The following is a 13,375-nucleotide window of genomic DNA, read 5'->3' as shown; positions in this document are numbered from 1 at the left end:
CTCAAATTCCTCCTTTCACATCATGATGATTCTCAACATTATTTATGACAACATTTATCCTTCTTGAAGCTGCTTCTGCCCGGTTGATAGCTTCCTCAACAGTATCACCTTCAGCTACCACGTAACCAACTCGATCCAAACTACTACTCAACTCAGTAATATAGGTTCCAACTTCTTTCAACATTCTCACTTCTCTGATTCCAGCCATCGCTTTGACTGATTCAATCCCTTCAAAACATTCAATCATCCCAATATTTGCATTAACGTAACGGATAGCAGCTGCTTTCGATCGAGTTGCAGTTAAATCAACTGGCCTACCAAGAGCCGCTTCAACCATTATTTTATATATGTTACAACCTGTTGCGATATCTACCAACATAGGAATCCGATCGCCACCTGGACGAGTCTGGGTTTCAATGATGTGAACCCCTTTTGATGAGAGCTTTACTTCCGTGTGAGCTGGCCCAAAGGTGTGGCCGACGGCGTCTAACAATTCTTGCACTTCTTCGAATATTGCTGTTTTTTCTTCGTGGCTAACACGAGCCGGAACAGCTGCCCCATTTCAATGAAGTGTGGCGCTCCAGTTGTTAATTTTTCTGTGATAGCCAACAGCGTATGTCGTCCATCAATTGTTATTGTTTCAACGCTGAACTCAACTCCATCTATGTACTCTTCCACTAAACATGGAAACAATATACTATTTCGAGATTTTTGCTCTTCCAACTCAGACATGTCCATGATCAGCCTGACACCTTTACTTCCAGTTCCATCAATTGGCTTTAAAATGATAGGTCCCCCAACACTTTGAAAAAAACGAACAATCTCTTCGAAATTGTTGACAGCGCTAAAACGTACAGGATTGCAGTTGGAAGCCAACATTTGCTGTCGCATTTTGTATTTATCACGGGTATTTTCTACTGCTTTAACAGGAGTATTGAGCAAACCAAACTCTTCTGCCATCTTGGACGCAGTCAGTAGTGAAAATTCCGTTACGCTCAGTACCGCATCAAACGGACGAATACGATGTAAACAGCGAATGAATTCTTCCAGATCAGGATTGTCGTTGAGCTCCATCATGTGCACGACATCAGCAATTTGCAAATCTTGAGGACGCAAACGATTTTTGTGCTGAATAAAAGTAAGGTGAATATTCTCCGCTAGTTTGGCATATTCAATTGCCTGAGTGTACCCGCCAACCATCAATACTCGTTTTATCGACATTTCGATTCCCCCGTTTTAATTAATTTTTTTTATAGAAAAGTGAAATTCCTTTTCCAATTGGAACCAAAACTTCCTCATACATTCCACAAGCACGAATGATAGAAAAAAACGGAATCAAATCATCTGGATTTGGAAACAACGTATTATCAACCAACAATAAACCACCAGGAACTAAAATGTCATCAATATATCTCCACCAATCAACATAATAAGTTCGGACAGCATCTAGAAAGATAACATCTTGTTTTCCTTTAAACGACTGTAAAACATCGCCGATGTTCCCATGGATGGGGTTTATTAATGTTTCTGTTCCCGCTTTTTTAAAATGTTCCAAAGCAATGAGATATTTCTGTTCATGCCATTCCACTGTAGTTACGATACCGCCGCGCTGTCTCAGTGCTTCCGCTATCCATATGGTAGAATAGCCACAACCTGTGCCAAGCTCAAGTACAGTTGAGTAGTGACTGAGAGAGAGCAGAATATATAAAAATCGCCCTGCATCTTCACCTATAATCAACATCTGCTCCTTCTTTTCCGTTGTACGGCTATCATGTTCGGTAGCAAATTGTTGTATGTCTTTTAAAATTAGCAATGTTCGTTCGTCCATCCATTGTTCCTCGCTTTCCAAAATGATATTCTTCTATGTATCATGAATAAAATAAAAATAGTGAAAACACTCGTACCTTTTCATGTAACACCATGAAAAGGAAACGAGTGTACGCTCTTTTATTCTAATTATTTGTTTGGCAAGAGAACACTAGCAATAATGTTTTGCAAGATAGTCCATCATACGGCTCATGTCCGTCCACGTCTCTCTGTTTGTCTGACGGAATGCCTCCTCTAGTGCTGCTTCCACTTCTTCTTGTTTTCCGTTTGCAGCCCACTCGTGCAAAAGCATACCTGTGTAGCCAACATGACGAATCTCATCGTTCAAGATCACATTCAGAACGTCCAGGGTTTTCTCCGGCCATCCTTCTTTCACAAAGTCTGTGTTGCTTAGATAGTCAATATACAGCTTTAGACAACGCCAAGAGCGCATTTCAATTGTATGGACACGAGCAGTAAAAACAATGAGGTCTTCATGATAATCTTTTATATCGTCCCACTTTTTTAACATTTCTTCACTCTCTGCGATTTCAAGCTCACCACCCAAATCTTGAAGAAGGCCGCCAAAAAGACGCGAATGTCTCTCCACATCAAGAGCATGACGGTGCATTAACTGTTGAATTCGAGGGTCTCCGCTGCGTTCGCCCATTAAATCGACACGCAGAGAACCAGATGCTTCATCGGTCGTATTCTGGTGCAGCATATGATATTTCCAATTAGGAACTTCTTTCATTAGAAAGTGGACTAAATTTTTAAACACATCTGTCTCATATGAAAGGAAGTTGTTGATCAACGAGCTCATTTTTTAGAATAGGGGTTATTTATATCAAAATTACTATCATGATCCTTAAGTAATTGGAACAAATCTTGACGGATACTATCCGATCCGACAATAGTTTGCAGTTCATTTGCCATTAGTAAAACCTCCCTCTATAAATGTTGATATATCAACGGTTGTAGCCGTTTCAGGGGTGTCAAAAAAATATTTTTCGACAAAGTTCCTAACATTATTTCTTAAATATGTGTATATCTTACATTGGGTGGGTATGCTTCGCGGTCACTACTGGTTAAATTTGGTTGTAGTGAGGGAAGCGTATGGGATGCATCTTGGATCTCTGCATCGCTGATGATGACGAACCCTCCCATGTCTCTGGGCATCCTTGTGCCTACATTCCTTCGTTCGGTCTAGTCATCAGGCAGAGGCCAGCTAAGCTCCTTTAGGGACTCAAGGTCGAATGGATGGTATCATGCCAGCTTCTCCGTGTCATCCTTATTGTCTAGGGAATCACAAGGCATGCAGGCATCAAGCCGCCGTTTCGAGACCAAAGATGTCCTGCATCATTCGCTTCGCATCGAACGCTTGGTGCTTCGTACACACCGCGTGCAGTACCTTCAGTAATTTCCCACATAACACCACAATCGATTGCTTCTTGCGCAACGGATTATCGGGCCGTGTCGTGTAATATTCATGTAACTGTCGAAACGCTTCGTTGTGGCGGATCATCGGCATCATCACGCGGAAGAGGAGGGCGCGCAACCGCCTTCTTCCACGCTTCGAGATCCGTTTTTGCCCTTTGTGGTGGCCGGAGGAATGTTCCCGCAGTGCCAGGCCCGCAAGTTTCAATAATTGGCGCGGATCCTGATAGTGGGAAAAACTCCCGATTTCCGATAACAGTTCCACGATAGTCGCATCCCCTAAGCCCGAAACCGTTTTGAGCCATTCGTATTCCACGGATGTTTGCACAAGTTCCGTCAGTTGCTGGGTCAGTGCCTCGATTTCTTCCTCCAATTGGCGGTACCGGCGGACAAGTGTGGCGATTTCGATACGGGCCATCTGTTGTCCTTCCGTTACGCCAATGGAGTGTTGGGCCCGTTCTATGAGCTTCTTCGCTTTCGGCCTTTGCGGCGATTGTAATCCCTCGCTTTGCCGGTAAAGGGCGAGAACCTCTTCTAGCTCTTTTCCTGCTAGATCACTCGGAAATGGCGTATATTCCAGTACCGCGAGCGCCATTTTCCCAAACGACGGAAAGACTTGCGTAAACTCTGGAAAATACCGATCGAGCCAGCGAATCATCTGATTTCGAACTGCTCCCTGTTCTTCCACCAATTTGGAGCGAAATGTCGCTCCAACGCGCAGCTCCGCTTCCATCCCTTTGAGAATGCGCGGATAGCTGAATCGGCCGTCTTTCACTAACCGGGCAATGACGAGCGCATCTTTCGCATCATGCTTGGTTGGAAGGTTATCGTCCAGCTCTTTGGATCGCTTCACGTGCATCGGGTTTGTCATGACGAGAGGGATGCCTTTCTCATCAAGAAAATAGGCGAGATTCAGCCAATAATGTCCCGTTGGCTCGATGCCAACGATCACCTCAGTTTTTCCAAATTCCTTCATGGCTTCCACGATACACTGGTACAACCATTCCAATCCTTCTTTCGATTGCAGAACGGGAAACGACTTTTTTAACACCCTCCCTCGCTCATCCACAAAGCAGGCATAATGCTTCTTTTTCGCGATATCCATGCCAACAACCAGCGTTTGATCGGTGACTTGATTCATCTTCTTGTTTGAGATAGAATGCATGTATAGTCCTCCTTGGTATCCAAATTAGGGGTCAATTTCGTGCGATTGACACCCCCGAATCATACCAAGAGGGCTTTTTTTATTCAAGTCCCCGAAAAAACTTCTAACAGGAATGCTCCTTTCGCCCTACTCAATACGACAAAAGGAGGCTCTTTTCCTACATTGTTTTTCCGTCAAATTCCGGCATTCGTATGCGCCGAACAAACGGGCAGGAAACGAAATACGGTACTTGCCACACTTAGCCTATATGCAGTTTTTGCACTTGTGCCGTTCATAAGCCCTTTTCGCTTTTTCCTTCTCGTCGTACTGATGCATAACCGCAAACCTCACTCCATGTTTTCTACCACCCAGCGACTGTCATCATTCATTATCACCAGCTTCCCTTTTAAAATTCATCCGTGAACTAAAAACGCCACCCCCGATCGGAGTGACGCCCTGCTTCAAATAAAATATCCACGATACCATCGTAGCATGTATAGGACAAAATAGCCTGTCATTTTCCTGCCAAAAAACTGCCTTTTTTCTGCCACAAATCTGCTATTCGTCCCTTGCCTTTAACAATGGATTTCTAATTTCTTTCTTTTATCGTTGATCCGAGATAGTTGCATTATTATTAAGTGCACTTAATAGAGCAAGATTGTCATATGGAGGACCAAATGTTGTACCTGCAAGCAAAACAATATCAAATTCATTCGGTGGAGTTCCCCATGAGTTTCCTAAGAAGGTGGTGAATGCACCGTCTACTAAAAATCCCCCTTTTGTGTTGTAAACCACATTATTGTTAATAGGGCCTGTCACATTCGGATTAATATACATTCCTGTCCTTAAAGAATGGAAAGTATTATTCATTACCGAAATGGCAAGGCCTCCTTGAGATACAACGGCTCTGTTAACAACCCAGCTGCTCATAGGCAATGCTTGAGGTGGTCCGTAAATGGTATTATTGATGATCGTCGTGTTATTCCCGCCAATTTGGATAAATTCTTTTTGATAAGGAATATCGCTTGTCATCGTTAAACCATCGATTGTCGTATTCGGCGCAGTAATTAGCATTGCAATAATGTCTGCTTGCAAGAATAGAAGGGTACCTGGTTCTCCTTTTAAAGTAATTCCAGCCTTATTGACGACAATTTGTGATGTAATTGGATACGTTCCACTTAGAATATGAACCGTTCCCCCTGGATTCACCGCGGCAATTCCTTGAGGAATGGTTCCAAAAGGATTTGCTCTACTGCCATTTCCACCAACAGCACCAGCTTGAACATAAATATTATCTAAATCAACGACCTGATTTACGGCTTGATCAAGAGCGGCTTGGACACTAGCAACGGAAGGATAGCCTAAAGCAGGCCGATTATTTAGCAATTGCTGGGCAACATCATTTTTAGCGGTTTCTGATAACATGTTATATTCTGTAAGGTTTAATCCAAGCAAAGGGTTTTCAATGGCAGCTCTCATTTCCGGAACAGTTGTTGCGGCATTGACAGCAGCTAAACTGACAACTTGATTTACGGCTTGATCCAGAGCAGCTTGGACACTAGCAACGGAAGGGTAACCTAAAGCAGGTCGATTATCAAGTAATTGCTGGGCAACATCATTTTTAGCTGCTTCTGATAACGCGTTATATTCTGTAAGATCTAATCCAAGCAAAGGATTTTCAATGGCGGCTCTCATTTCCGGAACAGTTGTTGCGGCATTGACGGCAGCTAACGCAATGTCTGCTGGTAGAGGCCCATGCACTTGTACGATTTGCATATTGGTACAGCCACATGTCACCCTCACCTGTTGTATATTTTTTCTTTTTTTATGTTCTGACAATATGTTTCACCTACTTTCCACTTTATTAAGATATTTCAATATATGATCAGGATCATAAGTAAGTTATAGGCTAAGCGTTTATATTATCTATATAAATCCAGTTTGAAATTCTGACATGTTTAATCAACCTGCATCCTTGTCTATACTGCTCCTAAATGAGTAAATCAAAGGAGCGGAAGAAGAATGAGGAAAAAAGGATTACAAATTACAAACGATCATGGTTGGACGATCGAACGTCTTCAAGAACAGGAACGCAAAATGAAAAAGGCGAACATGGCAAAACGAATTGCAGTCATTCGTCTGATTATGCAAGGCTATTTGGGGATCCAAGTCGCTGAGCTCTTGAATCTCCACCGTGAGACCGTTTCGATTTACGTGCAAAAGTTTAATCAAGGTGGCATGGATGCGTTATTAGAACGTCGATACGCCCCGGGCAGAAAGCCGTATCTATCTTCAGAAGAAGAACGGGAATTAAAAAAAATGCTGGAAGAAAGCACTCCTGCCGATGAAGGATACGGCATTGAAACGGGCTGGAATACCCGGATTATTCAACATGGTATTATGTCAAGAAAATAGACACATAAAATCGAGAAAAATTTTAAAACCCTACTACCGCACTTCGTTTGGTGGCCTCTTGAGAAGAAGAACGATTTGGTAAACCCTTCCCCTTCTCAAGAGGAAAGATGCTCCTTATATCGTGACTTGTGGAGAGAAGCGTTGCTGCTGTTTGCCTTGCTGATGCATCTTCTCATACTCCATTGGCGTCATGTACCCGTTTGCCGAATGAATTCGTTGGGCATTATAAAAACATTCAAGGTATTCGAAAATTCGCTGTTTGGCTTCTTCTCTTGTTGTAAAGGTTTCATGGAAAATGAGTTCCTTTTTAAGGATGCTGTGAAACGATTCGGCACATGCGTTGTCATAACAGTTTCCTTTCCGGCTCATGCTCGTCTGGATTCCGTATTGCCTCAACATGACTTGATATTCATTCGATGCATACTGGCTCCCTTGGTCCGAATGGTGAATCAGACCAGGTTGGGGATTTCGCTGATGGATGGCCCGGTGGAATGCTTTGATCACTAACTCCTTTGTCATGCGCTCGGAAAGATACCAGCCTACAATTTTACGAGAAAACAAATCCATGATGGATGCTAAATACAGCCAGCCTTCTTTCGTCCAAATATACGTGATATCCGCCACCCATACTTGTTTCGGCTCATTGACTTCAAACTGCTGATTCAATAAGTTGGGATACACAGGCCAATGATGCTTCGAGTTCGTGGTTGCCTTATATTTTTTCTTTGTTTTTGAACGAATGTCCCCATCTTTCATGATTCTGGCGACCGTTTTTGGAGATACCTCGACCCCTTGTTTCTGAAGGATTTTTGTGATTTTTGGACTGCCATACGTTTCTCTTGACTCGATATGAATCTTTTTGATTTGCTTTTTCAACGCTTCCCGTCTTTTCTTTTGTTGGCTTTCTGGCCGTTTGGTCCATGCATAGTATCCACTTCTTGAAATACCTCGGACTTCACACATCTTTGCCACGCGAAACTTCTTTCTATGCGTATGAATGAATTCATACATTACTTCTGGTTTTTGGCGAAGGTGCTCATGGCCTTTTTTAAAATAGCGTTTTCCTCCTCAAGGTCACGGATGCGTTTTTGTAGTTCGCGCTTTTCTTGATCTTCAGGTTTAAGGTTTCCGCTTCCGACAAAACTATGTTCGGCATCTTTTTTATAATCTGCGACCCATTTATGAAGAGTTTTTGGCGAAATATCGAGTTGTCTTGCGGTTTGAGCGACCGCTTTTCCTTCCTCGACCACTAATTTTACTGCATGTATTTTGAATTCTTTATCAAAACGTCTTGTCATTATAGACACTCCCCATGATTGATAGATTTACTATACATTTCTCTATTCGTTGTGTCTATAATCTAGACTAACATCAAACGGATTTGGGGATGGCTGAAAGAGAGCGTGATTGCCAATCGGTTTCATGCCAATCGAAAAGAGTTGCGGGAATCGATTGTTTCGTTCTTGGAGCATCTCACTCAATTTCCAGAAAAAGTGCTCCAACGCATTGGACAGATAGTTATGTCGGAAAATTAATCTGAATCTATATAAATCAGGCGATTTAATATTCGGAGAATGAGATAACCGAATGGAAATATTCTCTCTGGATCACGAATCGGCTGCACAAAATTCATTGTTTATACACCTCGATTCGGAGAGCAAAAGCAAGTTTGTAAAATGCACGTGACTTAATGCGGTAATACTTCCGCTCGCTCATGCCGAGGTCATTGTAAACTTCGTAATCATATACATCGTCTTCCGTCATATAACGCCGGATAAGAATCGCACGTTCCCATTTGCTTAAGCGATTAATTGCCGCAGTCACCCGTTGGATATATTCATCACGTTCCCGCTCATAATCAGCATTTCTTATCGCCATTTCTTCAGTTGAGGAATGGAATTTGTTTGTATTGGAAGGAGGAACGAGTGAATAGTGTTGAGTTACTCTCGGCAGTTGATCCAATCGTAATGTAAGCAAATAGATACGATACTTTTCTAATGCCGCTTCAACCGCTTTTTTTGTCGCTTTACGATCAATTTCATCTAATGGCTTATCCATCTTCTCAACCTCCGAAATGAATGATTAATGCTGACGAAAAGCCCCGCCTTTGGCACAACGATAAACTGGACGATGAACCCCCATCAGTTCTTTTAGCTCCCGCTCGGTAAATCGTTCTTTGGAGCGCTTCGGTTTAGGTTCTTTCTTATGCTTGTCTGTTTGGAGCATCTTGTTCGCTTTCATCCATTTTCGTAATTGCTGCTGGATGGTTCTCATGACACATTCCTCCCATCATTTTTGCTGCAAAAGAAAAGAGGACACCAATCATACAGAGATAGCCATGCTACTCTGCACAATCAGTGTCCTCACGCTCTCGGTCTTGGACATATTTGGTTCTGATTCCATTATATCAAAACGGTGAAAAGAAACAATCATACGGCGGCCTTTTGCAGCAAGATTCGGAATGTTTCCCTGCCCTTCGGCTCATCCACTTGTTCTTCCCCTGTATCGATGCGAGTGAGGAATTCGTCCGCTGATTGTTGTAACTCCAGAGAATTCGTGATAATGTCCCCCTCCAGGAAGTGGAATAGCCGGTCCGGTAACGCCCCTTATCTCATGTCTATGCCCATCATCGAAGGAGGTAAATGTAAAATAACGGTGTGTATGTGGAACACCACTTGGCGCAGGCTCTGTCTCTCCAACATATCTATGGCTATGACCTACGTCATAAGAAGTAACCCCAGAGAACCGGTGAACATGTACAGGCCTGCTATCCCAAGTAGTAATATATAAGCTGTGTGAGTGATATGAGTCTGAATCATCAGAATGAACCAAATAACCACTAACAGGTATCTCCATCGTTTTTCTCCTTTCACTCATTTTTCATGTATTATATGATGATGGGCGTGTTGATGTGTGGACTAGTTTTTGGCAATGGAGTCGAACGGCGAACCGCGTGACTCCATACCAACGTTTTAATCAACTAATGCACAATGGCGTTTAGATAACGTTTCCGGCGTCAAATTAAGGATAGCTGTAACTTTTTCTTCTTTTCATGTATTAGCTTAGCTTTTGCTTCCTTGCGAGAAATTGGTCGAATTGGCCGCGCCAAGAAAGAAACAATAATATCGGTGAATTGAATTTCTACATCTGTGTATTCAATCGTTTGAAACGGCATATCGTGGTACCAAAACATCCTTCCCAGCCGAATATGCTCGAGCACATGCTCTTTCCCCGTTTTAATGGTAATGAAAAACTCACGAAGATCATCACCTTTATGAGGATTGGCTGATGGATATGGATACGCAAAATCTTGCTCTAAATTTTGGCAAACGTATTCAATTTCGAGTTGAGAATAAGTAATAGCTACCCATTGTATTCCGATAATGAGCCTCATTTTCCCTTGGTACTCAATCACATCGCCAATACGACGCGGTTGGCGATATAGCATAGTAGTCATCTTGATTGTTTTGATAAGGTTGCGCATTTTATCGCCCCCTTGGCAACAAATTTGCTATTTTTTTCGTAGAATCTTCGAACTGTGCAACAAGTTATTCCAATATTATGGATAGTCCTATGATAGAATAAAGTTACATTCTTAGGACGGTGATATTTATGAAAGAATTTTTATCTAGTTTTTTACTTATTACCAGTTGGCTTATATTTGCAATTAGTGGATACCTATTTATTTGGACAATCTTCTTCGTTTATGCCATTGTACCAGCCTTTTTAAGTTTAGCTATTGGCTTATTCTGCTTTTATTGCTCAAAGAAGCTGGACAGTAACATCAAAAAGAATTCTTAAAATCCCCCTATGTCGCAGTATGTGTCTACTGCGCATTAACTTTTTCTTTGCATTTGTCGCAAGCAACAGTATTACATAAAACATTCTTGCCTTTTATAATCTTCCAATCGTGAGGAAACCACTTTACATTTACTGATTTATTACAATAGGAGCAAATAACAAGCGCCATTTCTTCGCCTCCTATGTGTCTGCTGTGCAACACAATGCCTATTGTGTTTCTAAAAACCGTCCGCAAGCTCTCCAATTGACGCGATGATCTGTAGCAGGGCCGTTTGTATTCTGACGAAGAGCGCACTTCCAGTATTTATTTGAAAACTGCTTATAAAATAGATGCTGGCAGTGTTTGCACTTCTTTCCTTCTGGTCCATATCCATATTCCCTAACCATAGGATTAACCTAAAACGGAAAATCATCATCCGGCCACGGGCAGCAAGCTCCCCAGTTTGCCGGATCCGCACGCCAACGATCCGCTTCGATCTCTCGACACTTTTGATACAAGAAATTAATAAATTGACACAATGTCGGGCTATCCGGTCGCCCATTTGACTAATTGCAAAGGTGAGATATGTCTCAAGCCCTAACGCATCGTCATCCGATATCGGCGGCAACATGATTGGCATTTAGATCACCCTAAAAACTCATAAATATTGGTCTGCCCTTCTGGGACGACGAATGACGATACCTTTTTTCGAATATGCAATTCCCCGGCTGATACTTCATGCAGCGCTTTGTCTGTTCTGCAAACAGGACATTGCACAAGGTGCTGCTCCTCAAAACTTTGCGACACAGCGAAAAGCACGTCGCATTCCTGGCACTCATACACATGAACGAGAATTTTCGCCTCAAAACAACTCGCTTTCCTCATATTTGATTCGGGCTGTTTTCCCTTTCGCCGTCTCGATGATCGTATAGCCATGCTCCACTGCTTCCGCTACTTTTGCTTTTCCTTGCACACCATCGATGACAAGCACGAGCACTTTTCCCGGAACAACAGGATGGGAAACGGTCATGTTATTGATATCGATTGGCAATTCTTGCGCTCTTTTGCTCACCAGAATCCCTCCGTGGTATAATAGTAATGTGCGGTCAGGAGAAATCCTGGCTTTTATTTTTTTATGTTTAATGATTTAACATGTACCATCCGTAAAACATTGCAAGTACGATAACAATTCCGAATACCCATTTCAATAGAGGCGACAGTGATTCCAAAATGATGACTGCACCAAAAAATATCAATGCAATGATCGATAATAATGTGAGCGCTACTAAAACGATTAATATTTCTATCACAGTCATCTCACCACCTATCAAACGCCTATATTTGCCCTGTACAGCGTTTTTTCTCGTTCCAATAAATTATTTTACATTCTCACGAAAACGCTCGAAATTTGAAGCGAGATAGGCATCACTGCTTTACTTTCTCGATTCTCAAAGTATAGTTTTCAGCAAGTTCAACACGCTTTAAACTATCATCTATCCAAACTTGAAATTTTTCTTCCGGCATCGGACCGCATTCCGGGCATGGTGCGAAACCAACGGAAAAACTATTAATCTCGTGTACTACATGAGTGCCGTTGCAAAGTTTACACATTTGCTAACCCCTCCAATCTATGATTTAGTTTGATATCCCTCGGGATAACGACTGTATAATCCTGGCACATTTGAAATATCCGAGTACCAAGCGCTTCATCCACTTCTATGAGCTCTTCAACCGTCAGTTCTGAAGAAATCAAAATCGGTTTGTGATTAAGATAGCGGTGGTAAACGGGGTGTCTACCCGAAAAATCACTCAAATCACGGAGGAATTATGCGGCACTTCGTTTTCCAAGTCCACGGTCTCCTCGCTGTGCAAGGGACTGGATCCGATTATCCAAGACTGGAATTACCGTTCCCTTCATGAACACGTGTATCCGTTTGTGCTAGTAGATGCTATTTATACGAAAGTCCGGGAGGATGGACGAGTACGCTCCAGAGCCGTGTTGATCGCTACAGGAGTGAATGAAGAAGGATATCGGGAAATTCTTGGCCTGCAAATCGGAAACAGTGAATCGGAGTCCAGCTGGAGCGAGTTCTTCGGATGGCTGAAAGACCGGGGAGTGGACTTGATCATCTCGGATCAGCACGGTGGGCTGGTGCAAGCCATTGAAAAGCATTTCCAAGGCGCTACATGGCAACGATGCCAGACACATTTTATTCGCAATATCCTCGATGCCGCACCAAAGTATATGCAGGATGCCTTGCTCGAGGAGATTCGTGGGATTCTTCATGCCCCAACAAGCAGACAGCCCGGCTGTTATTGGAACAAGTGCTGGCCAAATGGGAAGAAAAAGCCCCAAAAGCCATGCAAATCCTCGAAGAGGGATTCGAAGACGCCACCGCCGTATTGGACTATCCAGACCGTTATCGGCGGCGTCTGCGTACGACAAACGGAGTGGAACGGCTGAACGAAGAAATTCGCCGCAGAGAACGGGTCATCCGCATCTTTCCGAACCGGGAATCGGTGTATCGCCTCGTTGGTGCCGTGTTGATCGAAATCGATGAAAAATGGATGTCGGGACGTAAATACTTAGATATGTCCGAATATTGGCAGTGGCGGAAAACGAAAGAGCAAGAAGCTCGATCGGTGAATCAGGAAGTTTCGACGATCAAGAGAGTGGGATAACCTCTTCTCCGTGTCAAGGAGAACGTGGAATACCGGAGCGAAGCGAGGATATGCCGCGAAAGCTCCTTGACACGCCTGTTCCTTGACAACATGATGTTTTGTCCGGAAGG

The 13,375-nt window shown here is 42.9% G+C and carries 17 protein-coding genes and 2 pseudogenes; 2 read left to right on the top strand and 17 right to left on the bottom strand.

Translation table 11 applies throughout. From position 1 onward, the window contains the following. Nucleotide 1: 1 nt before the first annotated feature. From AOT13_RS07690 to AOT13_RS07665, 6 genes are all read right to left on the bottom strand, one after another. The gene (locus AOT13_RS07690; protein WP_052518151.1) at nucleotides 2-493 is read right to left on the bottom strand and encodes a hypothetical protein; all 492 of its coding nucleotides are present in this window, start codon (nucleotides 491-493) and stop codon (nucleotides 2-4) included. Next, on the bottom strand, nucleotides 487-1,221 hold the full coding sequence (locus tag AOT13_RS07685) for an ATP-grasp domain-containing protein (protein WP_052518154.1): 735 nt from the start codon (nucleotides 1,219-1,221) through the stop codon (nucleotides 487-489). Before AOT13_RS07685 ends, AOT13_RS07690 begins: the two co-directional genes overlap by 7 nt. Nucleotides 1,222-1,240: 19 nt before the next feature. Beyond that, nucleotides 1,241-1,828 carry an O-methyltransferase gene (locus AOT13_RS07680; protein ID WP_042383719.1) on the bottom strand — a complete coding sequence of 196 codons (588 nt, stop codon included), beginning with the start codon at nucleotides 1,826-1,828 and terminating at the stop codon, nucleotides 1,241-1,243. Nucleotides 1,829-1,978: 150 nt separating this feature from the next. Then, on the bottom strand, nucleotides 1,979-2,587 hold the full coding sequence (locus AOT13_RS07675; protein ID WP_042383567.1) for a ferritin-like domain-containing protein: 609 nt from the start codon (nucleotides 2,585-2,587) through the stop codon (nucleotides 1,979-1,981). 543 nt (nucleotides 2,588-3,130) lie between these two features. Beyond that, nucleotides 3,131-4,408 carry an IS110 family RNA-guided transposase gene (locus AOT13_RS07670; RefSeq protein ID WP_042383568.1) on the bottom strand — a complete coding sequence of 426 codons (1,278 nt, stop codon included), beginning with the start codon at nucleotides 4,406-4,408 and terminating at the stop codon, nucleotides 3,131-3,133. 582 nt (nucleotides 4,409-4,990) lie between these two features. Beyond that, nucleotides 4,991-6,226: a hypothetical protein gene (locus tag AOT13_RS07665; RefSeq protein WP_232511578.1), complete on the bottom strand. Its 1,236-nt coding sequence runs from the start codon at nucleotides 6,224-6,226 to the stop codon at nucleotides 4,991-4,993. 183 nt (nucleotides 6,227-6,409) lie between these two features. Here AOT13_RS07665 and AOT13_RS07660 point away from each other — a divergent pair, with 183 nt between their 5' ends. Beyond that, nucleotides 6,410-6,802 (top strand): helix-turn-helix domain-containing protein, encoded by a 393-nt coding sequence (locus tag AOT13_RS07660; RefSeq protein WP_042383572.1) that lies wholly within the window; start codon nucleotides 6,410-6,412, stop codon nucleotides 6,800-6,802. A gap of 114 nt (nucleotides 6,803-6,916) precedes the next feature. On the opposite strand, the gene AOT13_RS07655 is transcribed toward AOT13_RS07660, so the two are convergent. The 11 genes and pseudogenes from AOT13_RS07655 to AOT13_RS21380 all read right to left on the bottom strand — a co-directional run. Continuing rightward, a protein-coding gene (locus tag AOT13_RS07655) for an IS3 family transposase (protein ID WP_198404532.1) occupies nucleotides 6,917-8,100 on the bottom strand; the annotation gives its coding sequence in 2 pieces (ribosomal slippage) (nucleotides 6,917-7,845 and nucleotides 7,845-8,100; 1,185 coding nt in all). A gap of 331 nt (nucleotides 8,101-8,431) precedes the next feature. Further along, nucleotides 8,432-8,860 (bottom strand): ArpU family phage packaging/lysis transcriptional regulator, encoded by a 429-nt coding sequence (locus tag AOT13_RS07645; protein ID WP_042383578.1) that lies wholly within the window; start codon nucleotides 8,858-8,860, stop codon nucleotides 8,432-8,434. Between the two features lie 24 nt (nucleotides 8,861-8,884). Beyond that, a complete protein-coding gene (locus AOT13_RS07640; protein WP_042383579.1) occupies nucleotides 8,885-9,076 on the bottom strand; it encodes a hypothetical protein in 192 nt (63 codons plus the stop codon). 207 nt (nucleotides 9,077-9,283) lie between these two features. After that, entirely contained in the window at nucleotides 9,284-9,658 is a 375-nt protein-coding gene (locus tag AOT13_RS19475) for a YmaF family protein (RefSeq protein ID WP_072000104.1), read from the bottom strand. Nucleotides 9,659-9,818: 160 nt separating this feature from the next. Continuing rightward, the gene (locus tag AOT13_RS07635) at nucleotides 9,819-10,286 is read right to left on the bottom strand and encodes a hypothetical protein (RefSeq protein WP_042383580.1); all 468 of its coding nucleotides are present in this window, start codon (nucleotides 10,284-10,286) and stop codon (nucleotides 9,819-9,821) included. Nucleotides 10,287-10,628: 342 nt separating this feature from the next. Next, nucleotides 10,629-10,772, bottom strand: a complete 144-nt coding sequence (locus AOT13_RS20055; protein WP_155267338.1) for a hypothetical protein — start codon at nucleotides 10,770-10,772, stop codon at nucleotides 10,629-10,631. 49 nt (nucleotides 10,773-10,821) lie between these two features. After that, nucleotides 10,822-11,223 carry a hypothetical protein gene (locus tag AOT13_RS20960; protein WP_042383581.1) on the bottom strand — a complete coding sequence of 134 codons (402 nt, stop codon included), beginning with the start codon at nucleotides 11,221-11,223 and terminating at the stop codon, nucleotides 10,822-10,824. Between the two features lie 222 nt (nucleotides 11,224-11,445). Further along, the gene (locus AOT13_RS07620) at nucleotides 11,446-11,655 is read right to left on the bottom strand and encodes an XtrA/YqaO family protein (protein WP_042383583.1); all 210 of its coding nucleotides are present in this window, start codon (nucleotides 11,653-11,655) and stop codon (nucleotides 11,446-11,448) included. A gap of 67 nt (nucleotides 11,656-11,722) precedes the next feature. After that, nucleotides 11,723-11,899 carry a hypothetical protein gene (locus AOT13_RS20050; protein WP_155267339.1) on the bottom strand — a complete coding sequence of 59 codons (177 nt, stop codon included), beginning with the start codon at nucleotides 11,897-11,899 and terminating at the stop codon, nucleotides 11,723-11,725. Nucleotides 11,900-12,008: 109 nt separating this feature from the next. Next, a complete protein-coding gene (locus AOT13_RS07615; protein ID WP_042383584.1) occupies nucleotides 12,009-12,194 on the bottom strand; it encodes a hypothetical protein in 186 nt (61 codons plus the stop codon). Continuing rightward, a pseudogene (locus AOT13_RS21380) lies at nucleotides 12,187-12,369 on the bottom strand (ATP-binding protein); the annotation flags it as partial. The pseudogene AOT13_RS21380 and the gene AOT13_RS07615, both read right to left, overlap by 8 nt. Between AOT13_RS21380 and AOT13_RS07610 the strand changes: the two are divergent. Then, a pseudogene (locus AOT13_RS07610) lies at nucleotides 12,361-13,265 on the top strand (IS256 family transposase); the annotation flags it as partial. The pseudogenes AOT13_RS21380 and AOT13_RS07610 overlap by 9 nt on opposite strands. Nucleotides 13,266-13,375: the final 110 nt, after the last annotated feature.

It is taken from the genome of Parageobacillus thermoglucosidasius, from assembly GCF_001295365.1.
Taxonomy (GTDB): domain Bacteria; phylum Bacillota; class Bacilli; order Bacillales; family Anoxybacillaceae; genus Parageobacillus; species Parageobacillus thermoglucosidasius.
The sequence above is the reverse complement of the archived record's forward strand: the minus strand, read 5'-3'. Positions and strand labels throughout refer to the sequence as shown.